Raw genomic sequence first — 22925 nt, 5'->3', positions numbered from 1 at the left:
ATAAGCCCTTGTTTATTCATATATAAGACCTTGAGAGAGGGAGCAAATTATTGATTAAAGTGGTATATATATCGGGTTATAAGGCCAGTGAACTAGGGATATTTAAAGAAAATGATCCTGGCGTCGTGTACATAAAACTGGCAATAAAAAAAGCGCTTCTACAGCTGTTAGACCAGGGGCTTGAATGGGTAATGGTATCAGGTCAGCTTGGAGTAGAAATGTGGGCGGCAGAAGTTGTCATTGAACTGCGTAAAAAGGACTATCCGGACATAAAACTAGCAATAATTACCCCATTTCTAGAGCAAGAAGGAAATTGGAGCGATAAAAATAAGGAGTGGTATCACTCGATTATCCAAACGGCCAACTATGTAGACTCAGTCACAAAAAGGAAGTACGATAGTCCAGCCCAATTTCGACTAAAAAATCAATTTGCCATTCAAAAAACGGATGCTTTACTTCTTATATATGACGAAGAAAGAGACGGAAGCCCGAAATACTTACTACAAACCGCCAAACAATATCAAGAGAACCATCCATATCCTATTACACAAATAACCTTTTACGATCTTCAATTATTAGTCGAAGAAGAACAGCAAAAGCAAAATGATTTTTATTAATAGTTACCCAGATAAAAGAAAAATTGACAAAAGTGCATATTTTTGAAAAAATATAGATAATGTTTCTTTGAGTGACCGAGGTGAAAAAATAAATGCAAATAGATAAAGTGAAGCTAACTGCGAAAGACATATTGGAAAAAGAATTTAAAACAGCCATGAGAGGCTACAAACCAGAGGATGTTGACAAATTTCTTGATGTAGTAATTAAAGATTATGAGATTCTACAGCAAGAAATTGAAGAACTACAACAGGAGAACGCACGTTTGAAGAAACAATTAGAAGAAGCCGTGCGAAGACCTTCCGTTCAGCAACCATCTGCTGGAACAACAAATTTTGATATTCTTAAAAGATTATCAAATCTAGAAAAGCATGTTTTCGGTAGCAAATTATACGATTAACAGAAATTACCATGTAAGAAGGCATTGATATTTCATTCACAATTACATATAATATGTATTGTTCGTTAATAACGTTCGGGTAATCGCTGCAAGGATCGTAAGTGAATTGTAGAGGAAAGTCCATGCTCGCACGGTCTGAGATGTCCGTAGTGTTCGTGCCTAGCCAATTCATAAGCTAGGGCAGCTAGGTTTTTACTTGGCTGACGGCAGGGAAAATGCCTAAGTCGACTTCGATATGGCATGAATACCTTGAAAGTGCCACAGTGACGGAGCCCATTTAGAAATGAATGGGGTGGAACGAGGTAAACCCCACGAGCGAGAAACCCAAATTATGGTAGGGGCACCTTCTCTTAGGAAATGAACGAGGAGAAGGACAGGTTCAGCTGAATCTGTAGATAGATGATTGCCACCTGAGTACGAGACGATCAGTCGATGGTAGTACAAAGGAACAAAACATGGCTTATAGAACGTTATTAATGGAATTGTATGAGTGTTTTCTAATGATAGCTCTCCTCTGTTGGAGAGCTTTTCTTGTATTATACATATAATAAAAAAGGCAAGTTACATTCTGTCTGAGGTGAAACGATGACGAAATTTGAATTAATAGCTACCGCAGCGATGGGGCTTGAAGCGGTAGTTGCGAAGGAAGTAAGAGATTTAGGGTATGAGTGTACTGTTGAGAATGGCCGTGTTCGTTTTCAAGGAGACGAGCTTGCTATTTGTAAGAGCAATTTATGGTTACGTACAGCCGATCGAGTGAAAATTAAAGTTGGAGAATTTAAAGCCAAAACGTTCGATGAATTGTTTGAAAAAACAAAGGCATTACCTTGGGAAAAATACCTGCCAGAAAATGCTGAGTTTCCTGTGTCTGGGAAGTCTGTAAAATCAACTTTATTCAGTGTTTCTGATTGCCAAGCGATCGTCAAAAAAGCGATTGTAAATCGTTTAAGCACCCATTATCGTCGAACAGGCTGGTTTGAAGAAAATGGTCCTCTGTTTAAAATTGAAGTATCCCTCTTAAAGGATACGGCCATCCTAACCATTGATACTAGTGGTGCAGGATTACACAAAAGAGGATACCGTGTGGAACAAGGGGAAGCACCTATTAAAGAAACGTTAGCAGCTGCATTAGTGCTATTAACAAATTGGACACCAGACCGCCCGTTTGTTGATCCTTTTTGTGGTTCAGGAACGATTCCGATAGAGGCTGCTTTGATAGGGCAAAATATTGCACCAGGCTTTAATCGAGAGTTTGTTTCCGAAGGATGGAATTGGATTCCTGATAAGCTATGGGAAGATGCGAGAAATGAAGCAGAAGATCTTGCGAGGTATGACCAAGAAATAGATATCTTTGGTTCAGATGTTGACCATAAAATGGTGAATATTGCTAAGGCTAATGCATTTGAAGCTGGTTTAGGAGATTTAATTCAATTCAAACAAATGCAAGTCAAAGATTTTACGACCACAAAGGAATATGGCGTAATTGTTGGGAACCCCCCATACGGAGAGAGGCTAGGGGATAAACCAACGGTAGAAAAAATGTACACAGACATGGGACAAGCTTTCTCTCCCCACGAAACATGGTCGGTATACATGCTAACGTCAAATGAACGATTTGAAGAGTGTTACGGAAAACCAGCAACTAAAAAACGAAAATTATTTAATGGGTTTATCCAAACGAATTATTATCAATACTGGGGTAAGAGACCACCTAGAGAAATAAAATGATTTAAAACTGACTCGCTTACGAGTCAGTTTTTTATCGCTTAGTTCTAAAATAAAGTACTGGAGGGGTTATTTTGCAAAAACAGCTACCATTCACCCTATCTAAATCTGAATCCTTCTTTGAGAAATTAGGGGATTGGATCGGGGATGTGTTCTACGATTTACTGCCAGAAGAGGGCTTTGAAGTTCGTGACGAACAGATCTATATGGCATTTCAACTTGAAAAAGCCTTTCAAGAAAATAAAGTGATGTTTGCAGAAGCTGGTGTAGGAACGGGAAAGACGATTGTTTACCTCTTATATGCGATCTGTTATGCTCGTTACAAAAACAGACCGGCAATCATTGCTTGTGCAGATGAAACACTTATTGAACAGCTTGTCAAAAAAGAAGGAGATATCGCCAAGCTTGAAAAAGCGTTACAACTCAATATTGACGTTCGTTTAGCTAAATCAAGAGATCAGTATTTGTGCTTGAATAAATTAGATCAATCCGTTGCATCTTCGGATGTACATATGGACGTGTTCCATCAATTGCCTGACTTCGTGCATACAGGAATTTCTATGCAATCCTTCGAACGATACGGAGATCGAAAGGATTTTCCGCAGTTGTCTAACGATCAGTGGAATGAAATAGCATGGGATAGTTTACAGGACTGCTTTTCTTGTGATCAGCGACATAGATGTGGACAAACACTACATCGTGATTATTACAGAAGCTCACAGGACTTAATTATTTGTTCTCATGATTTTTATATGGAGCATATTTGGACTAAGGAAGCAAGAAAACGTGAAGGTCAGCTTCCATTACTACCTGAAAGCTCATGTGTCGTATTTGATGAGGGGCATCTTTTAGAATATGCCAGTCAAAAGGCTTTAACGTATAAATTAACAGAACAAACACTTGAAACATTATTAGAGCGGTTAACCGCTAATGATGTTAGGGATAAGACCCTTAACCTAATAGACGAATCCATTATAGCTAGTGAGCAATTTTTTGAAGTATTACATGACGCATCTGAAAAAACAGTAGGTTCTGATAAACAGATGATTAAAAAAACACCTGATGTGCTAGCGAAGGGGAAAAAGCTTGCCTCTTTATTATCCGATCTGGAAGAAGAACTTGTCTTTGAAAGTGAATTATATGTCATAAATGAATATGACCTTAAGATTGTTGAAGGCTATTTAGAGCAGATAACGTACTCATTAAGCTTATTTTTAAAGGAGCTCAAAGGAATTATTTGGTTTGAAGAATATGAGGGGAAACGCACGCTTGTGATTATGCCAAGAATGGTGGAAGATATCATGCGTGAAGAGGTATTTTCACAGAAAAAACCATTCATTTTTTCTTCAGCAACTTTATCCGAAAATGGCTCATTTTCATATATTGCAAAAAGTCTTGGAATAGATGAATTTTTATCTTTCCGTGTAAATTCACCTTTTAATTATGATGAAGCTATGAAAATACAGATTCCTTCCTTTCCGTCTGTTGAGGAAAAATGTATGTATACTGTTACACAATTAATGGAAGCTGGTGGAAGAGGTCTAGTCCTGTTTTCCAATGAAGAAGAACAACAGCAGTTTAAACGCCATATTCGTGAAGAACTTCCTTTCCCTATCTATTTTGAGGGAGATGCAGAAATAAGTACACTAGTTTCGAAATTTCAACAGGAAGAGAGTGCTGTACTTTGCTCCACTCATTTATGGGAAGGGCTTGATATTCCAGGTTCTTCATTAGAGAATGTATTCATCTTTTCTCTTCCATTTCCACCTCATGACCCCGTATTTACTGCGAAAAGGGAGAGTACAGAAAACTCCTTTGAAGAAGTCGATATCCCGTATATGCTTCTCCGACTTCGCCAAGGAATCGGTCGTTTAATACGTACACATGAAGACAAAGGAAAAGTGCATATTTTAATGAATCAAAACGAGCCTCAAAAAATAATTGATCTCGTACATTCCGTCCTACCTGTATCGGTATCAAAGTAAGCTTGGAGCAGATAATCGTCTGCTCCTTTTTTTGTTTTTTCAAGATTTTTCCTGAAAATTATGATAAAATTTCTTGCATAAGGGAATCAAAGGAGGGGACTAGATGGTTACTGCCATAAAGCAGATGGAACAAGAGTTTTTAGATTATGTTAAAAAGATGGGTGCGTATAAAGAAGCACTTGGACTTATATATTGGGATCTTCGAACAGGAGCACCGAAAAAAGGGATGGAGCAGCGTTCAGAAGTCATTGGTCTCCTATCTAGTGAAGTGTTTAAAATGTCAACATCTGAGGAAATGGCTGCATACATAGCAAATTTAACTAGTGTGGAACATGATCTTGAACTGAGTGAGATAACCAAAAAAACGGTCGCTGAGTGTAAAAAGGAATACGATCGAAACAAAAAAATTCCAGCTGAAGAATATAAAGAATTTGTTATCCTTCAGTCGAAATCAGAGGCAGTATGGGAAGAGGCAAAGGATGCTTCAGACTTTTCCATGTTCCAACCATACCTTGAGAAGATTGTTGAAATGACAAAAAAATTTATAACGTATTGGGGCTACACGGAAAATAAATATAATACTCTCTTAGACATGTATGAGCCTGGTATTACAGTAAACATTCTGGATCAAGTATTTTGTGAGCTTCAAGAAAAAATCGTTCCTCTCGTTCAAAGAATAAAGGAATCAGAAAAAAAGCCAAACACACAATTCTTGTATCACCATTTTCCTAAGGAAAAACAGCGAGAATTAAGCTTGGAAATATTAAAGAATCTTGGCTATGATTTTGACTCGGGTAGATTAGATGAAACGGTACATCCATTTGCGACTGGATTAAATCCAGGGGATGTTCGAGTAACAACAAAGTATGATGAAAATGACTTCCGTACAGCTATATTTGGAACGGTACACGAAGCAGGTCATGCTTTATATGAACAGAATATTTCTTCTGCTTTAATTGGAACTCCATTATGTACAGGAACATCCATGGGGATACATGAATCACAGTCTCTATTTTATGAAAATTTCATTGGAAGAAATCTTTCTTTTTGGAAAGGAAATTTTGACTTACTAAAAGAATACGCACCTGCTCAGTTTCAAGATGTTACAATTGAACAATTTTACCGAGCAATCAATGAATCGAAACCATCGCTTATTCGCATTGAAGCGGATGAGCTAACTTATGCATTGCATATTATGATCAGGTACGAAATTGAAAAAGGGATTTTTAATGATGAGATTGAAGTAAAGGACTTGCCTAAAGTTTGGAATGAAAAGTATGAACAATACCTAGGGATTACTCCACATAATGATGCAAATGGAGTCCTTCAAGACGTTCATTGGTCTGATGGAAGCTTTGGGTACTTCCCTTCCTATGCGCTTGGTTATATTTATGCTGCTCAACTAAAACATGCTATGCTAAGTGATATTCCCCATTATGAACAGTTACTTGAGGTGGGGAATCTTCTACCAATTAAAGAGTGGTTAACCAAAAACATTCATCAGTACGGAAAAATGAAGCTACCTCTTGAATTGATTAAAGATATTACTGGTGAAGGATTGAATGCTTCCTACTTAATTGACTATCTTTATGATAAATATGAGAGAATTTATGAAATGAAAAAATAGAAAAGGGGATGACAATTTTTGTCGTCCTTTTTTCAAGGAGGAAACCATGCATTTAGCTTCAAATGTTTCTATTGGTCTAGCTGCATTCTTATGGGGACTAATAGCTCTGTTCGTTAGAGAATTAACAGCAGTTGGCTTTTCAGCTATGGAGATCGTTACGATACGAGTAGGGGTAGCGTTCTTGATTCTTTTTGTTATTGGAGTAGCGAAAAAAAGGGAACAGTTAAAAATTCAATTTAAAGATACCTATCTATTTATTGGAACCGGAGTATTAAGCATAGTTTTTTTTAATTGGTGCTATTTTACAACAATAAATGAAATGAATGTCTCTCTAGCAGTTATACTGCTGTATACGTCACCTGCTTTTGTATCGATTTTATCTTTTGTTTTTTTAAAGGAGAAGCTTGGTAGAAAAAAGATTTTAGCCGTACTTGGTACGATCATCGGGTGTGTTCTTATTGCAGGTCTCAGAATGGAAGAAACAGCACAGATTTCAACGATTGGGTTGTTTATCGGATTAGGCTCAGGGTTAGGTTATGCGCTATACAGTATATTCGGGAAGCTGGCACTTCAAAGATATGCCCCTTTTACTGTTACGTTTTATACATTTTTGATTGCTTCTTTATCTTTAGTGCCATCTACAACTCTTTGGACAAAGTCAAGTATCCTATTTAAGCCATCAATCATTTGGTATAGTATTGGGCTTGCTTTAATAACGACTGTAACAGCTTACTTTTTATACACTTGGGGACTGAAGAAAACAGAGAGTAGTAAGGCGTCCATTATTGCTACGATCGAACCGGTTGTAGCAACATTATTGGGGTTGTACTATTACAATGAAACATTAACAATAATACAACTCATTGGTGGAATGTTTATACTTGCTTCAGTCATTTTAGTGAGTTACGAAAAGAAAAATAAAATATCTGTAGAAACCACAAACGGCGCCCATTAATAGGCGCTGTTTGTTATTACCATAATTTATAACCTTTTGATCCGATTGGAGCATTTTGAATCATATCAATAAATGGTATGGTGTACGCGAACAAGATTAGTAACGCAGTAATACCTAACCAAAGCTTCCAGTTCTCATATACCATTGGTGTTTTTTCAGCTTTATCGCTCACTTCACCAATTGGAAATTCTTCTTCTCCCTTTGGAGCAAAAAATGCTAAATTCACAAAAATATAAAGCATAAGAATTATCGCTATGAAAAGGATGGTGCCACCAACCGCTTGAGCGATTTGATAAGGAATCCATTCAGAAGCTTGAGCAGCTCCTCCATACTCTGAAAAAGAAGAACGACGTGGTGCTCCTAATAAACCAGCTGCGTGCATTGCACCAGACATAAAGGTCATGCCAATTGCCCAAAGGACGCCTTGGTAAATCGCAAGTTTATTCATCGCCTTTGTTAATACTCGGCCTGTTACATGAGGAACCAGCCAGTATGTAATACCAAAGAAAGTTAGAACAACTGCGGTTGCAAGGGTTAAATGGAAGTGTCCAGTAACCCAAATCGTATTATGAATCACCTGGTTCAACTGATGAGAAGCATTCACCAGTCCACCGGCACCTGCAGGAATGAATGAAAGCATCCCGATAAAAGGTACCGTAAATCTTGCATCTCCCCAAGGCAGCTTTTTAAACCATCCGAAAAGTCCGGTAGCTCCTTTAGAGCGGCCATAGCTTTCGAAAGTCGCGAAAAGAGAGAAAGCGGTCATTAATGATGGAATGACAACTAAGAACGTTAAGATAACCTGTAAAAACTTCCAAGCAGGATCAATTCCTGGCTCCATTAACTGATGATGAAAACCAACCGGGATAGAGAATAGTAAAAATAAGATAAAGGACAAACGAGCAAGCGAATCAGAGAAGATTTTTGCACCAATGACTTTTGGAATGACTACATACCATGCCATATAGGCAGGTAATAACCAAAAATAAACAAGTGGATGTCCAAAATACCAGAACAGTGTACGGCTAACTAAAACGTCCACTCGATCAACAATTCCAAGTGACCATGGAAGTAATTGGAATAGTACGGTTGAAGCAACACCAATAGTTGCGACAATCCATAACATCGTATTGACAACCGCCATAAACGTAATTAACGGGCTTGGCTGACCAGGATTTTGCTTTCTCCAGCTAATATATTTACCTAATACAGCAGCTCCATCTAGCCAACTACCTACCACAACAAGTGTTAGACCAAGGTAGTAAATAAAATGTGCTTGTAAAGGTGCATAAAAGGTATATAATACAGAAGCTTTATTTAGTAATATCATTGTGGCTGCCATTAGCGTACCTGCAGTCATTAACCAAAAGCCGATCCAACCTAATTTTCTTTGAAGGTTGGATAATGTACCTGATGTACGACTTGTAGCAGCAATTTGAAAGCCCATAATGAAGAATGTTGTTAATACAAGCCCGAGCACGACACCGTGAACCGTTAAGATTTGATAATAGCCAATTCCTGCAGGTAACACAAATTTTCCAGATCGCACTAACGTTTGAAGAAGTCCTGCCAGCCCACCGACAGCTAGAGCGATGAAAGCCACATAAAAATGGGCCATAACTAATTTTCCATCACGAGGATCGATTTTTGTGTTTAATGTATTCATTTTTCCACCACCTTGATTTTAGACGTCATCATGTGGTGTCCAGAACCACAATATTCATTACATAAAATTAAGTATTCTCCAGCTTTGTCAAAGGTTGTGACATATTCGCTTATATAACCAGGCTCTAACATCATGTTTATATTTGTTCCCGCAACTTGAAATCCGTGAATGACGTCTTTTGTTGTTGCAATTACCTTAACTTTTGCTCCGAGTGGAACTTCAATTTCTCCAGGAGTATAAGCAAAAGCTTGAGCTACGTATACCAATTCATAGTCCCAGTCTTTGCCTTCAACCTTTTTTAGGCCTGGCTCATTGAATGGTGCATTTGTATCAACTTTTTCAGGATTGATTGTGGCTAAACAGCTGGGTGGTTGATTTCCGAGATAAAAGGCACTAACACCTAAAACGGTTAGGAAAACTAGAAGAGTCCCAATCCCAAATATCAGCCAAATCTTTTCGAATTTATGCATATGCATAATACATATATCCCCCTTTCTCTCTTTAAAAACGGTCTAAAAATAAGAAGTACACGCTTACCCATGTGACTATTAGAAAGAATCCTAATAGGAAAACGGAGGCTAATGTGCCCTTTAAAGAAGAGCTATCCTCAATTTCCGTTTTTGTTTTTCGGTTGAGTTCCATTTTTGCCATAACCCTCACTTCCTCTCCAAGGTTTCACAATAAATTAATGATTACAACTTCATAATACAAGACAATTGTTTCAATTCCATTAGCTTTCATTGATTTCACAAATTGTTCAATTGTTATGTATTTACTATGATAGTAGTGAAAAGTTATCGTGACAGTGATTTAAATCACATACAGTTGTCTTGAAATGTGAAAAATTTGTGAAAAAGATAAAATTTGAAAATATATGATAACGGTTACGAATGTCGACATAAAAGCATTTGTAGGTGAGTGATATTTATTACACAATAAAACACACCCTAGAAACCTAGAGTGTGTTACACGATTGTACTATCTCTCTTTGAATAAGAGCCTAAGCCTTCGCAGCCAGCGCAATCAAAAATATGATTATATGGGATAAACTCTCCTACAGGAGGATACACATGGTACCCTTTTCCGTGACATTGAGGGCACTTATCTTCCTCATACATTGCTTCTAAATGCTCCTGATATTTTCCTTCTCGCCAATTGAAGAAGGCTTGAATGATTCCCAAGATTATTCACCACCTAGTTCCTATTATTACTAATGCGGTTTCCTCTATACATATTATTAAGGTAGAGGTGTTAGGGTGATGTTAATAATTGGTATTTGATTATGGTTATGTTCATCATAGATTTTTCATATTTATTATTAATCCTCAAGCTTTTAGACTGCTTGAAGGAACCTCTTATACTTGCAATAAATATACTGATAGTAATATTGGTCAGTAAGAAATAGTGAGGGATAATATATGGTGAAATACTATTGCGAGCACTGCCGAACTCTTTACGATGGGAAGGTAGTATGTCAGGTGTGCGGTGAACTGGTGTGCAAAGAGATTTATATAGAGGTGCAAAGACAACAAGATAAGAAGTAAGAAGGTGAAAGGAAAAAGAAACCCTTTTTCCTTTTCTTTTTGACTACGGTTTGATATGTTGATTCATATATGAATAAAAAAGGGGGATCATTTTGTACTTACCATCATTTCGATTAGATAACAAACATGCGATAGTAACAGGTGCGGGCAGGGGAATAGGAAAAGCACTCGCCATTGGGTTAGCGGAAGCAGGGGCAGATGTTGCACTACTTTCCCGAACCGAGGGAGATTTAAGGGAAACGGCTGAAATGATTCGCTCTCTTGGTAAGAGGGTGCTCGTTATACCGACAGATGTTACCTTAAAAGAGGAAGTATTAAGAGCGGTTTCTACGGTAGAGGATGAGTGGGGAGAAATACATATTCTTATTAATAACGCAGGAATGAATATCCGTTCTAAAGCAATAGAGGTTACGGAAGAAGAGTGGCAGACGATCATGGATACCAATTTAAAGTCAGCCTTTATGATATCACAACAAGTTGGTAAAGTGATGCAGAAGCACGGAACGGCGGGTAGAATAATCTCTATCTCATCTGTTGCCGGCCATGTGGCTTTGCGGACAGGTGTCGTTTATGCGGCAACAAAAGCGGCTATGATCCAAATGACCAAAGTCCTCGCATTAGAATGGGGTCCTCATAATATTAATGTAAATAGCATTGGCCCATGGTATTTCAAAACACCTTTAACAGAAACCTTACTTTCTAACAAAGAGTATGTAAAAGATATTTTAGCCGTCACTCCTTTAAATCGTGTCGGTGAATTACCAGAACTAGTAGGACCTGTTGTCATGCTAGCTTCCGAAGCAGGAAATTATATCAGTGGTCAAACCATATTTGTTGATGGTGGGATGACGATCCACGGATTTTAAAAAAGGTAGAGAGGGTTATCCTCTCTACTTATTTTCTACCATAATAATAAGTTCAATTGTTCCTAAGTCTTGAATTTTGATTGGTAAACGGAATGCTTTATCAAATCCATAGACCTTTGTTTCTCCAACCAAAACCGTGGGGGGAGTAATATCGGTTTCATGGCCTTTTTGTGAAATCGTTGTAGATAAATTCCCTGCAATCATATTTCCTAACTCTCCAGCGAAAGACTCTAGCATTTCCCCTTCTAAAGCCATACCGAACATTCCTTCTCCAATCTTACCAAACACCTGTTCATTTCCATCAATAATAATTCGACCTCTTACATCTCCGGTCATTCCAATTAGCACACCAATTGAATGTTGTGTAAATGGCTGTGTAAATAGAGATGGTTTTTCAACGGCTAGGTCAAATGGAAGAACTGATTTAACTGAATCAATAGTCCCGTTTAAAATATCTGTCACTTGCTTAGATAAAGTCATTGATATTCCTCCAACTAGTCGAATATCATTATATTATCATAGATTTAGTGAAAAATAACATGGTTTTCTCATTTTCAATAGTAAAAAATAATGGGAATGGAATGGTCCTTTTGGTTCATTTCTATGGTAAAAATTATCTAGTGATTTGTAACGAAAATCAACATATAATGAAGAGGCACAGCAACTCCTTCAAGACATGGATGACTCTCTACTTACTAAAGTAGGGAGTCTTTTTCATGAATAAATCTTCTGTTTTTGGAAAAAATATCCTTGTATTGGTCATCATGGAAGGAGCAATGCAATGCCAGCAATTCTATCAGTAGGTGAAGCACCCCCACAATATGAAATAACACAAACTGAAGTGATGGATTTTTCTCGAAAGCTTTTTACAGATGCATTTCATGATATTGAAAGATTGCTTAAGGCGTTCCAGCACGGACAAATCATCAAACGACATTTTGCTAGAAGTATAGACTGGTTTGCAAAAGAAAGGTCTTTTAAGGAAAAAAATGATGCTTATATAGAAACAGCCATCCAGTTAGGTTCAAAAGCAATAGAAAATTGTCTGAAAAATAAGGACTTTTTGAAGGAACCAATAGATTATGAAGAGATAGACGCAATTTTTACTATCTCAAGTACAGGTATAGCAACACCTAGTATAGAAGCAAGGATTATGAATATCCTTCCATTTTCGATACATACGAAACGAATTCCTATCTGGGGTCTTGGCTGTGCGGGTGGTGCTTCTGGGTTATCAAGAGCATACGAATACTGCCTCGCTTTTCCTAAAGCCAAAGTACTTGTACTTACAATTGAATTATGCAGTTTAACATTCCAGAAAAACGATTTGTCCAAAAGTAACTTAATTGGATCTTCCCTATTTGCTGATGGAGTGGCATGTGCTTTAGTTGTAGGCGATCAAGTTCAAAAGGAAAGCATCAGTCAATTAACCTCTTATCCAACTATATTAGCTACAAAGTCAACTACCATGAAGGACTCACTTGATGTGATGGGGTGGGAAGTAAAAGAGAATGGCCTTTATGTTGTTTTTTCTAAGGATATTCCTTCCATTATTGAAAAATGGTTAAAGCCCAATGTAAATACTTTTCTTACTGAGAATGGTTGTCAACTGGAAGAGCTTCAGCATTTTATTGCCCATCCAGGAGGAAAGAAGGTTCTGGATGCATATGTAAAATCATTACAGTTACCAGCAGAAATGTTAGACATATCTTCAAATGTGCTAAAGAATTTCGGAAATATGTCATCAACAACCATATTATATGTTTTAAATCAAACCATGAAAGTGGCTAAAAATCAGGATTTGGGTCTTGCAACGGCATTGGGTCCTGGTTTTAGCTCAGAATTACTGCTCTTACAATGGAGGGAAACATAATGTTTTTTTTATTTCTGGCATTTGTGATTTTTCAACGAGTTTGTGAATTAGCCATTGCTAAAAGAAATGAGAAATGGATGAAAGAGCAGGGTGGAGTAGAGTTTGGCAAAACGCATTACATTTTTATTGTGATTGTACATGTATTATTTTTTATATCCCTTTGTCTAGAGGTGTTGGTACAAGGAAAAGAAATCTCCTCATATTGGCCAGCGCTTGTCAGTTTGTTTTTGGTCACACAAATAGGAAGAATTTGGGCGCTTTCGTCTCTAGGAAAGTATTGGAATACGAAAATAATCGTAGTACCACAAGCTGCTGTTATTAAAAAAGGTCCTTATAAGTTTCTAAAGCACCCAAACTATTTAATCGTGACCCTAGAATTTCTTGTGATCCCACTTCTTTTTCAAGCATACGGAACACTTATTGCCTTTTCACTCCTTAACGCACTTATATTAATGATCCGAATTCCTGCGGAGGAAAGAGCTCTTTGTAACCATACAAAATACAATGAGGTATTCCATAAAACAAGCAGATTTCTCCCGTTGCCGTTTATGAAAAAAATGTGAATGATCAGAAAGTTTATTGATAGTGATTATCATTCGTGGTATAGTGTTCATATGAAAATAATTATCACTCTCATTAAAGAGGACGGTGTTTGTAAATGGTAACGATTTTTATTGGCGCAACAGTTGTCGTTTATGGATTATTAATGAAGCATGTGTTAAAGAATGTAAGCAAACCACAAGCTATTCAATTAAATAAATAAAAAAAATCAGGTGAATGTAAACCTGATTTTTTTTGTTTGGGAAATGCGTGAAAAATCAGTTAAAATAAAGAGGTAAAAGTACAAACAAGGGGTAGAACCATGTCAAATACAATCTTTCAACATGATACACAGATCACACTATCACGTCTTGCCAATCTACATACATATTTTCTTTCAAGGGGAAATGAAGAAACGGCACAAAAAGCAAAGCAATTGGCTATAAAACTTCAAGAGAGAGAATATGCAATTGCTTTTTGTGGTCATTTTTCAGCGGGAAAATCCACCATGATTAATACCTTAATTGGTGAAAATATTCTTCCTTCCAGCCCTATTCCAACAAGTGCGAATTTAGTAAAAGTGAAAGCAGGGGAGGACTATGCGAAGGTCTATTTTAACGAAGGAAGACCTCTATACTACAAGGCTCCCTACGACTATAGCATGGTCAAAACATACTGCAAAAATGGAGACGAGATTACGTCCATAGAGATTAGCAAGAGTAACACGAAGCTAACAACTGGTACAGCGATATTAGATACACCAGGAATTGATTCAACAGATGATGCTCATCGAATCGCTACAGAGTCTGCTTTACACCTAGCGGATCTCGTGTTTTATTGCATGGATTATAATCATGTCCAATCTGAGGTTAACTTTATGTTTACTAAGGAACTAACCGAGGAAGGAAAGGAAGTTTTCTTAGTTGTAAATCAAATCGATAAGCATCGTGAGGAAGAGATAAGTTTTCTTCAGTTTCAAGAAAGTGTAAAAGAATCCTTTGCTTCATGGGGAGTGAAACCAGGTCGTATATTTTATACGACGCTAAAGGAACCAACCCATCCCCACAATGAGTTAAAAGATCTACAAACGTTTATTGCTGAAAAAGTCGTTATGAAGGATCAGTTGTTAGAGCTCTCAGTTTCAAATTCTCTTAAAAAGCTTATTCAAGAACAAATGGTATTCGAATCAACTCAGAATAAAGATACCATTGAAAAACTTGAACAAAAATTAAGCGCCCTACCTGAAGATGAAAGGAATAGCTTACAAGGTAAGATAGTGGAGTTACAACAGCAGTTAGACTTACAAATGGAAACTCTAAACCAACAAAAAAGAGAGTTAGAGCTTGTAATTAATGATATTTTAAAAAATGCTTATTTAATGCCCTTTCAAACAAGAGAACTTGCGGAAAAATTCCTTGAGTCAAGACAGCGAGAGTTTAAAGTAGGATTATTGTTTTCTAAAAACAAGACAGAGCAAGAACGCCAAGCGAGATTACAGACATTTTCTGCTGATATGCAGGAAAAGGTAAAATCTCAACTTGAATGGCACTTGAAAGATGCGATTACTCGCTTTATAAAGCAAGAAGACATCAATAGTGCTGATTTACTAACGAAAATCCAGGAATATTCTGTACCTTATACTTCAGAGCTTCTGTTAAAAGCGGAAAAGAAGGATGCTCGTTTATCTGGAGAGTACGTTTTGAACTATACAAATGATGTAGCGGAAAGCTTAAAAACCCTTGCTAGAAGAGAACTCGAGCCATTTATGGATGATTTTCTAAAAATTCAAGGTGATAAGATAAGCAGGAAGACTTCAAAATGGGAAGAAGAGTTAAAAGTCATAAAAGATTTAGATCATACATGGTCAGAGTTAAAAACGATAACGGATAGTCAAGAAAAGTCCAAATATAAAATGGAACAAATTTTAACTGAAAATATCATGAGTGATGAAATAAAGGATCGTGAGATAGAAAAACTTCTTACTGTAAATGAAGAATTTGAGATCATGTCATCATCTACAGAAAAAGTAGCTGTAAAATCAACGAAAAAAGTAGAAAAGACTATAGAAACACCTATAGAAACACCAACACATGTAGGACTTCAAGTGAAGGATGTAGTAAAAAAGCTAAAGACAGCAGCGAACTTGTTAAACGCTGTACCGGGTTTTAAAACGTCTTCAGAAGAACTGACATTAACATCAGAAAGACTGAGTAATAGGGGGTTTACAATCGCACTATTCGGTGCTTTTAGTGCAGGCAAATCGTCCTTTGCAAATGCATTAATAGGGCAGAAGCTTCTACCGGTTTCTCCTAACCCAACTACGGCAGCGATAAATAAAATCATGCCTGTTACAGAAGAGAATAAGCATGGTTTAGTGAAAGTGAAATTTAAAAGTGAAGAGAATTTACTTGAGGAAGTAAAAAGATCCTTACATTTGTTCGAGCTTTCAGCGGAGTCATTAGACCATGCGGTTCATGTGATCGAATCAATAGATCCTAATGATTCGTTGTTTGATGTCCAAGGAAAAGTTCATTATTCTTTTTTAACGGCATTTTTACGGGGCTACGAGTTTGCGAAAAATCACTTCGGAGATATTCTTCAAACAAAGTTAGAAGAATTTGCTGATTACGTTGCGAAGGAAGAAAAATCGTGCTTTGTAGAGAGTATTGAGTTGTATTATGATTGTGAACTAACTCGTCATGGAATCACGCTTGTCGATACACCAGGGGCCGATTCTATTAATGCACGACATACAGGTGTTGCTTTTGACTATATTAAAAATTCTGATGCGATACTCTTTGTGACCTATTATAATCACGCCTTTTCTAAAGCGGACCGCGAGTTTTTAATACAGCTTGGTCGCGTAAAGGACACCTTTTCAATGGATAAGATGTTCTTTCTTGTAAATGCAATTGACTTGGCTCGTGATGAAGAAGAGGTACAAGAAGTTCTTGGTTATGTAACAGAGCAATTAATTCTGTATGGAATCCGTATGCCTCATGTTTATCCCGTTTCAAGCCTGTTAGGTTTAAAAGAAAAAGAAGAAGAGATAAAAGAAGGCTCTCGATTGGAACAATTCGAAGAAAGATTCTACTCGTTTATTGAAAACGACTTAACTGAGATTGCTCTAACCTCTGCTATGTCAGAACTAAACCGAGTGAATCATGTACTAAAAGCTTTTATCCACCATGCGAAGCAGAATCAAGAAAGAAAGGATTCATACTTACTAACTATACAGGATCAAGAGGAAGCTATTGGAAATCTGCTTCGTAAAGAGGATCAAGAAAAAAATCTTCAAAAAAGATTAAATTTAGAAACCGATGAGTTAGCCTTTTATATTAAGCAAAGAGTGTTTTATCGATTTAATGATTTCTTTAAAGAGGCCTTTAATCCGTCTCTATTAAAGGATGATGGAAGAAGTATGAAACAGGCGTTACAAAGAGGACTTGAAGAATTTTTAACAAGTATTGGATATGATTTTGCTCAAGAATTAAGAGCGACTTCACTTAGGATTGAGTCATTCATAGAAAAGTTACTGTTAGAAGTTGAACAGCTACTTGAAGGCTCAATTGCAGATATCAATAAAGATATATCCTTTCATTCGTATGAGAAACGTGCGTGGAAAAGTATAGAGTTTGCAAATGCCTTCGAGAATTTAGAGGCTCACTTATTTAAAAAAGCATTGGGCTATTTTAAAAATCCAAAATCGTTTTTTGAACGAAATGAAAAACGACTTATGATGGAGGAGCTAGAAGTCATTTTATCCCCACTAGCGAACAGTTATGTGGAGGAAGGAAGTCAACGATTAAAAGAGCATTATCAAGAAGTGATGAATGCTGAGATTCAGACATTGAAAGAACAAATGGCAAGAGAGTGCCTAGACTATTATGAAGGGTTACGGGCTGCTCTCAGTGATGAAACCTCTATCAGTAATCTTGAGGAAACAGAACTGAAGCTAGAGGAACTATTAAGTAAATAATTCTTTCTATAAATCCCTTTGAAAAGGGATTTATTTTTTTTTGCCGAATCGTTAACAGAATAATGAGTAGCGGAACACTGACACTTACTTTTTCAAACGATAAAAGCTATACCTTATTGTTAAATGAAAATGTAAGGAAAGCAAAAATGGCTATGTACTATGAATTAGAAAAGCAGGGAATTGAAGTTAAGAGAACGCAATAAAGAAAACAATACCATCTTTGATCATTAATTTTCATGTTATAATGGGAATTATGCTCTAAGAGGAGGACCATGAATGACAAACGAATCTAAAGATCGTTCCCTATTACTTGTTGATGGGATGGCACTGTTATTTCGTGCGTTTTTTGCAACAAGTGTATCGGGTCAATTTATGATAAATTCTAAAGGAATACCAACAAATGGTGTTCATGGTTTTGTGAAACATTTTTTAACGGCGATATCAACCTTTAAGCCAAGCCACGTAGCTGTTTGCTGGGATATGGGAAGCAAAACATTCCGAAATGAAATGTTTACAGAATATAAAGCTAATCGTTCAGATGCACCCGTTGAATTGATTCCACAGTTTGATTTAGTCAAGGAAGTAGTTAGTGCATTTGATATTCCTAATATTGGGTTAGAAGGGTATGAGGCAGACGATTGTATTGGTACGATAGCCAAGGCTTCTATGAACGATTTTGAGGTTAGCATATTAACGGGAGACCGTGATATTCTTCAATTGTTAGATGAACGAATTAAGGTCATATTACTTCAAAAAGGGTTTGGAAATTATGCTGTTCATACCCCTGATTCTTTCTATACAGACAAGGGGATTCTCCCAAGGCAAATTATTGATGTAAAAGCGTTAATGGGAGATCCTAGTGATAATTATCCAGGTGTAAAAGGAATTGGAGAAAAAACAGCTCTTAAATTGGTTCAACAATTTGAGCATGTGGAAGGCATTATTTCGAATTTACAATTGCTTACTAAAGCGCAAAAAACAAAAATAGAGCAAGATTTGGACATGCTTTATTTAAGCAGAAAGCTTGCTGAAATCAAATGTGATGTTCCGATATCCTTCTCACACGAAGAATCAGTATTCCAATTCAACCAGGAGAAAGTTCTCACAAAGTTTAAAGAGGTTGAGTTTAGAGGGCTGGATCGTTTATTGCCAGACCAGCAAATACTAGCGTAATCGAAAGCTGCCCCATAAATTAGGGCAGCTTCTTTCTAATTAAATTTTAGTATTGCTTTTCTTAGCTCTATCTTCTAATTTACTTTTCGGATTCGGTGTAAATTCAGCATCCTGTCCATATCCTTGAGGATTCACACCAGGAGCTTTTGTACCACGGTTTGTATGTGAGTTTTTTCCTCCCATTTTCATTCCTCCTAATATAAGGTTGTTACTGCCTTAACGATAATATTATTACCTAATTGCATAATCTCACTCTTCTTTCTTCACAATAAAAAGGAGGTGAGAGATTGTGAATAAAGGTGTCTATATAGCACTTTCAAGTATAGCTTTAGCACAGGGATTGAAAATCCCTATTCATTATTGGAAGAAAAAGGAGTTTAGACCAGATTTATTTTTTCAAACGGGTGGGATGCCTAGCTCTCATTCCGCTGGTGTCGCATCTTTAACCACATATATTGCCTTAAATCGTGGTTTACCGACCATAGATTTTGCTCTGTCTCTTGTTTATGGATTAATTGTTATGTATGATGCGCAGGGGATAAGAAGGCAAACGGGTGAGCTTACATTAAAAGTGAATGACTTGGATGATTTACTTGATAAAGTGAATCATGAAAAACCCGTACATTTTGAAGAAAAGGCCCCAGATAAATTGAAGGAAATGCTTGGTCATAAGCCAGAAGAAGTAGTGGGTGGAGCGCTTCTTGGGGTGTTAACTGGGACTTTAGGCTATTTAATGGATAGAAAAAGATAGAAAAATGTCGATTGATGAGATAAAATCAAGAAGATGTGAAGCGATCATAGGGAGTGTAGAGAACCTTGAGTACGGAAGAGTACGTAAGTCATTTATTAGACAAAGGATTCCTTCTAAAGGATGATGCGATTGGCTTTATTTATTTTGGGAAAAATTATACCGGTGCTTCTGATGAACTAGCAAATGTAGCAATTGAAGTCACACTAAAGGCTCAAAAAAGCTTTGATGGTAGCTTTTATGTGTCTCTTCTTGAATGGCTATTGTCTAATCAAATTAAAACGAAAAAAGAGGCTTATCAATTTATAAGAGAAGCCGAGCTGCTGACGATATAGAAAAAGCGTGTGAGGTTCACACGCTTTTTTTATATCGCTTGCTTTTTTTCGGTATATAAGGAATGCTTTTTTTTCACTGGCAGTTCAGCAAAGATCATCCCGGCAAATATACATATACAGCCAAGTAACGCATGGGATGTTAGTCTTTCATCGGCCCAAACATAAGCAGTAATCGCAGCGAACACAGGCTCCATGGCAAAAATTAAGGCAACTCTTGTTGGAGTCGTATATTTTTGAAAGCTTGTTTGAGCAAAAAAGGCTATAGCTGTTGCGAATATAGAAGTAATAAGTAATGCAATGAGTACATCTTGTTGTCCGAGAATATCTAGACGAAAGGCTAAAGAATATTCTTCAGTAAATAACGCTAGCAAACCTGACAAAACAGATACTGTTAAGATTTGAATAACTGTCAGCAACAAAGTCGGGAATTTTTCACTGTACCTACCTGTAAAGATAATATGCATGGCAAAACCAACGGCACAAGCGAGGACAAATGCATCTCCTCGATTTAAGGCTGTTATATCTGTTAAAGTTAGAAGATATAATCCGATCGTTGCAATTCCTACTCCGATCAAAGCATTTCTTGTGGGTCTTTGTTTTAGTAAAAATAGAGAAAATAGCGGAACGAGTACAACGCTTAGTCCGGTGATGAAACCAGCTTTAGAGGATGACGTATAAAGTAATCCGACAGTTTGAAAAGCATATCCAGCAAATAGCCATCCTCCGAGTAAAATGCCAGACGTAAGAATGGATCGATTGAGTTGTACTAGCTGTTTTCGTTCAAATATCAATAGCCAACCTCCAAGAATTAGTGCAGCGATAAAAAAACGAATGGAGTTAAACGCGTTTGGTGGCAAGGATGCAATTGCATTTTGAACGAGCACAAAAGTTGAACCCCACACAAGGGCAACCAGAAGTAAACTAATGTCTGCAAATAATGACTTTTTCATTTGTCCTCGTTCTCCTTGATCTCTTCATTTTTTCGAATAGCCGCTCGGGCAAGTTCATCTGCTGATTTATTTTCTGAGCCGGGTATCCATTTCATAAAGAATAAATCAAATTCTTTAGAAAGGGTTAAAGCTTCTTCAAGTAAAGGAGCAAATTGCTTGTTTTTCACAAATTCCTTTTCAACTGCTCGATTTACCAGTGCGGAATCGGTCCGAAAGGAGACTACTTGATATCCATTCTTTCTACATATTTTTAATGCTTCAATAAAAGCATAATATTCAGCTTCATGGTTGCTCATTACACCTAAGGGAATAGAATAGCGTTCAACTTTGCCATTCGCTTTAATAAAAATACCAGCTCCACTAGGTCCTGGATTGCCAGCACTAGCACCATCAATGTATACTTCAATCATTGATTTCCTCCAATAAAAGACATTTTTACATAGTATAAGCTAGTTTAACATATTTTTTGATTAAGCGTATGAATGGTCAGAAAAAAGCTCTTGATTCAAAATACCAATCTTTTGTAATTTTTTTATTAAAAAGGAAAAGATAAAAACATCGTAAAAAGCAGCTATTCATAATGAAAGGATGAAATGTATGAAATATAAATTAGAGTATAAATATAAAATAAAAAATATTGATCCGGTGGCTTTAACTTCTAATAATTTTTTGTCAGCTGAGGATGCAATAATTGCTGGTGAAGAGCTTGAGAAAACTGGAAAAGTACTGGATTTAGAATTTCATGATGAAATGGGCTCCACGTGGACCCTTAAGGAATTGAAAAAGCTATCGGAAGAAATTGAGGAGGAACCACATGATGTTCTTGTCTATTTTGACGGTGGACATGACATTAACAACAATCGGGCAGGTATAGGTGCGGTTATTTATTATAAACAAGGTAAAAAGAAATTTCGTCTTCGTGCAAATGAAGTAATTGATGAAATGGAGACAAACAATGAAGCGGAATATGCAGCTTTGTACTTTGCTCTTGATCTGCTAGAAGAGCTTGGGGTAACTAAGCTTCCTTGTGATATTAAGGGAGATTCACAGGTGGTTCTGAAACAATTAGAAGGAGAATGGCCGTGTTATGAGGAAAATTTAAATCGCTGGCTTGACCGGATAGAAGAAAAAATAAAAAAATTAGGCTTATTTCCTCGTTATGAAGCGATCTCTAGAAAAGATAATAAAGAAAGTGATAAGTTGGCGACGCAAGCTCTAGAAGGCAAGTCTATTCATAGTAAAATGCAGGTGATTTAATAAAAGGTGGGGATTATGCTGAGTAGGCAACAAATATTACGAGAAGTAGAAGAATTAATGGGACGTTATTGTAAGGAATGTTTCCTACATAAGCATCACAAAGATGAAAAGGGGAGAAGATACGCACATCGATTTTGTATTACTAATTGTACGGTTGGGGAGAAAATAAAAGAGATGGGAAAAAGACTTACATGAATAATAAAGGCTCTTTTCTTAAACTTTTTTGCTTTTTAGAACATGATTTTAATGATTGTGCTAAGTTTAAGCAGAAAATCGCTTTAATTTTAGAAAAGAGCTTGCAAACTAAATTATCAAGCGTAAAATAACTATTTCCACGTTAAAATCGGCTTTAAGATTTTAACAACATTCTTTACGAAAACAGCCATAATAAATAAAGGCTGGCAAGATGCCAGCCTACTAGTAATATATTGGATTATAGCTTAACTACGTTAGAAGCTTGTGGTCCACGGTTTCCTTCAACGATTTCAAAAGAAACTTCTTGACCTTCTTCTAATGACTTAAAGCCTTCACCTTGGATTGCTGAGAAGTGTACGAATACATCGTCTCCACCTTCAACTTCGATGAATCCAAAGCCTTTTTCATTGTTAAACCATTTTACTTTTCCATTTTGCATATAAACTTTTCCTCCTAAGCCTTTCAAGACACATAAGGTCCCCAAGTATATAT

24 protein-coding genes and 1 other RNA gene are annotated in these 22925 nt (G+C 36.8%); 16 read left to right on the top strand and 9 right to left on the bottom strand.

Features of this window, described 5'->3' with window-relative positions; all coding sequences use genetic code 11:
* Window positions 1-53 precede the first annotated feature (53 nt).
* From ACFFHF_RS22885 to ACFFHF_RS22855, 7 genes are all read left to right on the top strand, one after another.
* A complete protein-coding gene (locus tag ACFFHF_RS22885; RefSeq protein ID WP_340906271.1) occupies window positions 54-617 on the top strand; it encodes an SLOG family protein in 564 nt (187 codons plus the stop codon).
* Between the two features lie 92 nt (window positions 618-709).
* The gene (gpsB, locus tag ACFFHF_RS22880) at window positions 710-1015 is read left to right on the top strand and encodes a cell division regulator GpsB (RefSeq protein WP_160547184.1); all 306 of its coding nucleotides are present in this window, start codon (window positions 710-712) and stop codon (window positions 1013-1015) included.
* 71 nt (window positions 1016-1086) lie between these two features.
* Window positions 1087-1483, top strand: an RNA gene (gene rnpB, locus ACFFHF_RS22875) — RNase P RNA component class B.
* 117 nt (window positions 1484-1600) lie between these two features.
* Window positions 1601-2743: a THUMP domain-containing class I SAM-dependent RNA methyltransferase gene (locus ACFFHF_RS22870; RefSeq protein WP_160547185.1), complete on the top strand. Its 1143-nt coding sequence runs from the start codon at window positions 1601-1603 to the stop codon at window positions 2741-2743.
* Window positions 2744-2814: 71 nt separating this feature from the next.
* Window positions 2815-4725 (top strand): ATP-dependent DNA helicase, encoded by a 1911-nt coding sequence (locus tag ACFFHF_RS22865; protein ID WP_377059146.1) that lies wholly within the window; start codon window positions 2815-2817, stop codon window positions 4723-4725.
* Between the two features lie 103 nt (window positions 4726-4828).
* Complete coding sequence (locus ACFFHF_RS22860) at window positions 4829-6352, top strand: carboxypeptidase M32 (RefSeq protein ID WP_377059145.1); 1524 nt, start codon at window positions 4829-4831, stop codon at window positions 6350-6352.
* 46 nt (window positions 6353-6398) lie between these two features.
* Window positions 6399-7307: a DMT family transporter gene (locus tag ACFFHF_RS22855; RefSeq protein WP_377059144.1), complete on the top strand. Its 909-nt coding sequence runs from the start codon at window positions 6399-6401 to the stop codon at window positions 7305-7307.
* A gap of 16 nt (window positions 7308-7323) precedes the next feature.
* On the opposite strand, the gene ACFFHF_RS22850 is transcribed toward ACFFHF_RS22855, so the two are convergent.
* The 4 genes from ACFFHF_RS22850 to ACFFHF_RS22835 all read right to left on the bottom strand — a co-directional run bounded on the left by ACFFHF_RS22850 (window position 7324) and on the right by ACFFHF_RS22835 (window position 10154).
* Window positions 7324-8973, bottom strand: a complete 1650-nt coding sequence (locus ACFFHF_RS22850; RefSeq protein WP_377059143.1) for a b(o/a)3-type cytochrome-c oxidase subunit 1 — start codon at window positions 8971-8973, stop codon at window positions 7324-7326.
* Window positions 8970-9449, bottom strand: coding sequence for a cytochrome c oxidase subunit II (locus tag ACFFHF_RS22845; RefSeq protein WP_377059142.1), 480 nt, complete (start codon window positions 9447-9449; stop codon window positions 8970-8972). The genes ACFFHF_RS22850 and ACFFHF_RS22845 overlap by 4 nt, the downstream gene beginning before the upstream one ends.
* A gap of 25 nt (window positions 9450-9474) precedes the next feature.
* Window positions 9475-9624: a cytochrome c oxidase subunit 2A gene (locus tag ACFFHF_RS22840; RefSeq protein WP_119708897.1), complete on the bottom strand. Its 150-nt coding sequence runs from the start codon at window positions 9622-9624 to the stop codon at window positions 9475-9477.
* Between the two features lie 314 nt (window positions 9625-9938).
* Window positions 9939-10154, bottom strand: coding sequence for a methionine aminopeptidase (locus ACFFHF_RS22835; protein WP_377059141.1), 216 nt, complete (start codon window positions 10152-10154; stop codon window positions 9939-9941).
* Between the two features lie 455 nt (window positions 10155-10609).
* Here ACFFHF_RS22835 and ACFFHF_RS22830 point away from each other — a divergent pair, with 455 nt between their 5' ends.
* A complete protein-coding gene (locus ACFFHF_RS22830; RefSeq protein ID WP_377059140.1) occupies window positions 10610-11383 on the top strand; it encodes an SDR family NAD(P)-dependent oxidoreductase in 774 nt (257 codons plus the stop codon).
* 24 nt (window positions 11384-11407) lie between these two features.
* Here ACFFHF_RS22830 and ACFFHF_RS22825 read toward each other — a convergent pair whose 3' ends face one another.
* Window positions 11408-11863: a chemotaxis protein CheX gene (locus tag ACFFHF_RS22825; protein ID WP_377059139.1), complete on the bottom strand. Its 456-nt coding sequence runs from the start codon at window positions 11861-11863 to the stop codon at window positions 11408-11410.
* Between the two features lie 301 nt (window positions 11864-12164).
* On the opposite strand from ACFFHF_RS22825, the gene ACFFHF_RS22820 reads away from it, so the two are divergent.
* The 4 genes from ACFFHF_RS22820 to ACFFHF_RS22805 all read left to right on the top strand — a co-directional run bounded on the left by ACFFHF_RS22820 (window position 12165) and on the right by ACFFHF_RS22805 (window position 18948).
* Window positions 12165-13256 (top strand): type III polyketide synthase, encoded by a 1092-nt coding sequence (locus tag ACFFHF_RS22820; protein WP_377059138.1) that lies wholly within the window; start codon window positions 12165-12167, stop codon window positions 13254-13256.
* A complete protein-coding gene (locus tag ACFFHF_RS22815) occupies window positions 13253-13819 on the top strand; it encodes an isoprenylcysteine carboxyl methyltransferase family protein (protein WP_377059153.1) in 567 nt (188 codons plus the stop codon). The genes ACFFHF_RS22820 and ACFFHF_RS22815 overlap by 4 nt, the downstream gene beginning before the upstream one ends.
* Window positions 13820-14118: 299 nt before the next feature.
* Window positions 14119-17775 (top strand): dynamin family protein, encoded by a 3657-nt coding sequence (locus tag ACFFHF_RS22810; protein ID WP_377059137.1) that lies wholly within the window; start codon window positions 14119-14121, stop codon window positions 17773-17775.
* Window positions 17776-18051: 276 nt separating this feature from the next.
* Window positions 18052-18948, top strand: coding sequence for a 5'-3' exonuclease (locus tag ACFFHF_RS22805; protein WP_160547196.1), 897 nt, complete (start codon window positions 18052-18054; stop codon window positions 18946-18948).
* A 39-nt stretch (window positions 18949-18987) separates the two neighbouring features.
* Here ACFFHF_RS22805 and sspL read toward each other — a convergent pair whose 3' ends face one another.
* A complete protein-coding gene (sspL, locus tag ACFFHF_RS22800; RefSeq protein ID WP_377059136.1) occupies window positions 18988-19131 on the bottom strand; it encodes a small, acid-soluble spore protein L in 144 nt (47 codons plus the stop codon).
* 106 nt (window positions 19132-19237) lie between these two features.
* On the opposite strand from sspL, the gene ACFFHF_RS22795 reads away from it, so the two are divergent.
* Together ACFFHF_RS22795 and ACFFHF_RS22790 are read left to right on the top strand one after the other, a co-directional pair.
* The gene (locus ACFFHF_RS22795; protein WP_340904428.1) at window positions 19238-19699 is read left to right on the top strand and encodes a divergent PAP2 family protein; all 462 of its coding nucleotides are present in this window, start codon (window positions 19238-19240) and stop codon (window positions 19697-19699) included.
* 65 nt (window positions 19700-19764) lie between these two features.
* Window positions 19765-20031 (top strand): DUF6123 family protein, encoded by a 267-nt coding sequence (locus tag ACFFHF_RS22790; RefSeq protein WP_160547198.1) that lies wholly within the window; start codon window positions 19765-19767, stop codon window positions 20029-20031.
* Between the two features lie 29 nt (window positions 20032-20060).
* Here the strand turns inward: ACFFHF_RS22790 and ACFFHF_RS22785 are convergent, their stop codons facing one another.
* A complete protein-coding gene (locus tag ACFFHF_RS22785; RefSeq protein ID WP_160547199.1) occupies window positions 20061-20981 on the bottom strand; it encodes a DMT family transporter in 921 nt (306 codons plus the stop codon).
* A complete protein-coding gene (locus tag ACFFHF_RS22780) occupies window positions 20978-21391 on the bottom strand; it encodes a reverse transcriptase-like protein (RefSeq protein WP_160547200.1) in 414 nt (137 codons plus the stop codon). Before ACFFHF_RS22780 ends, ACFFHF_RS22785 begins: the two co-directional genes overlap by 4 nt.
* Window positions 21392-21578: 187 nt before the next feature.
* Here ACFFHF_RS22780 and ACFFHF_RS22775 point away from each other — a divergent pair, with 187 nt between their 5' ends.
* Together ACFFHF_RS22775 and ACFFHF_RS22770 are read left to right on the top strand one after the other, a co-directional pair.
* Complete coding sequence (locus ACFFHF_RS22775; RefSeq protein WP_160547201.1) at window positions 21579-22238, top strand: reverse transcriptase-like protein; 660 nt, start codon at window positions 21579-21581, stop codon at window positions 22236-22238.
* 15 nt (window positions 22239-22253) lie between these two features.
* Window positions 22254-22433, top strand: coding sequence for a zinc-finger domain-containing protein (locus tag ACFFHF_RS22770; protein WP_377059135.1), 180 nt, complete (start codon window positions 22254-22256; stop codon window positions 22431-22433).
* Between the two features lie 238 nt (window positions 22434-22671).
* Here the strand turns inward: ACFFHF_RS22770 and cspD are convergent, their stop codons facing one another.
* A complete protein-coding gene (gene cspD, locus ACFFHF_RS22765) occupies window positions 22672-22872 on the bottom strand; it encodes a cold-shock protein CspD (protein ID WP_066047720.1) in 201 nt (66 codons plus the stop codon).
* Window positions 22873-22925 lie beyond the last annotated feature (53 nt).

It is taken from the genome of Robertmurraya beringensis (assembly GCF_042433785.1).
Lineage (GTDB): Bacteria > Bacillota > Bacilli > Bacillales > Cytobacillaceae > Robertmurraya_A > Robertmurraya_A beringensis.
The sequence above is the reverse complement of the archived record's forward strand: the minus strand, read 5'-3'. Positions and strand labels throughout refer to the sequence as shown.

Excerpts from the sequence above, each read along its gene's own strand:
- gpsB (WP_160547184.1), top strand. The coding sequence starts at position 710 with ATGCAAATAGATAAAGTGAAGCTAACTGCGAAAGACATATTGGAAAAA.
- ACFFHF_RS22870 (WP_160547185.1), top strand. The coding sequence starts at position 1,601 with ATGACGAAATTTGAATTAATAGCTACCGCAGCGATGGGGCTTGAAGCG.
- ACFFHF_RS22860 (WP_377059145.1), top strand. The coding sequence starts at position 4,829 with ATGGTTACTGCCATAAAGCAGATGGAACAAGAGTTTTTAGATTATGTT.
- ACFFHF_RS22855 (WP_377059144.1), top strand. The coding sequence starts at position 6,399 with ATGCATTTAGCTTCAAATGTTTCTATTGGTCTAGCTGCATTCTTATGG.
- ACFFHF_RS22850 (WP_377059143.1), bottom strand. The coding sequence starts at position 8,973 with ATGAATACATTAAACACAAAAATCGATCCTCGTGATGGAAAATTAGTT.
- ACFFHF_RS22845 (WP_377059142.1), bottom strand. The coding sequence starts at position 9,449 with ATGCATATGCATAAATTCGAAAAGATTTGGCTGATATTTGGGATTGGG.
- ACFFHF_RS22840 (WP_119708897.1), bottom strand. The coding sequence starts at position 9,624 with ATGGCAAAAATGGAACTCAACCGAAAAACAAAAACGGAAATTGAGGAT.
- ACFFHF_RS22825 (WP_377059139.1), bottom strand. The coding sequence starts at position 11,863 with ATGACTTTATCTAAGCAAGTGACAGATATTTTAAACGGGACTATTGAT.
- ACFFHF_RS22820 (WP_377059138.1), top strand. The coding sequence starts at position 12,165 with ATGCCAGCAATTCTATCAGTAGGTGAAGCACCCCCACAATATGAAATA.
- ACFFHF_RS22810 (WP_377059137.1), top strand. The coding sequence starts at position 14,119 with ATGTCAAATACAATCTTTCAACATGATACACAGATCACACTATCACGT.
- ACFFHF_RS22805 (WP_160547196.1), top strand. The coding sequence starts at position 18,052 with ATGACAAACGAATCTAAAGATCGTTCCCTATTACTTGTTGATGGGATG.
- sspL (WP_377059136.1), bottom strand. The coding sequence starts at position 19,131 with ATGGGAGGAAAAAACTCACATACAAACCGTGGTACAAAAGCTCCTGGT.
- ACFFHF_RS22785 (WP_160547199.1), bottom strand. The coding sequence starts at position 20,981 with ATGAAAAAGTCATTATTTGCAGACATTAGTTTACTTCTGGTTGCCCTT.
- ACFFHF_RS22780 (WP_160547200.1), bottom strand. The coding sequence starts at position 21,391 with ATGATTGAAGTATACATTGATGGTGCTAGTGCTGGCAATCCAGGACCT.
- ACFFHF_RS22775 (WP_160547201.1), top strand. The coding sequence starts at position 21,579 with ATGAAATATAAATTAGAGTATAAATATAAAATAAAAAATATTGATCCG.
- ACFFHF_RS22770 (WP_377059135.1), top strand. The coding sequence starts at position 22,254 with ATGCTGAGTAGGCAACAAATATTACGAGAAGTAGAAGAATTAATGGGA.
- cspD (WP_066047720.1), bottom strand. The coding sequence starts at position 22,872 with ATGCAAAATGGAAAAGTAAAATGGTTTAACAATGAAAAAGGCTTTGGA.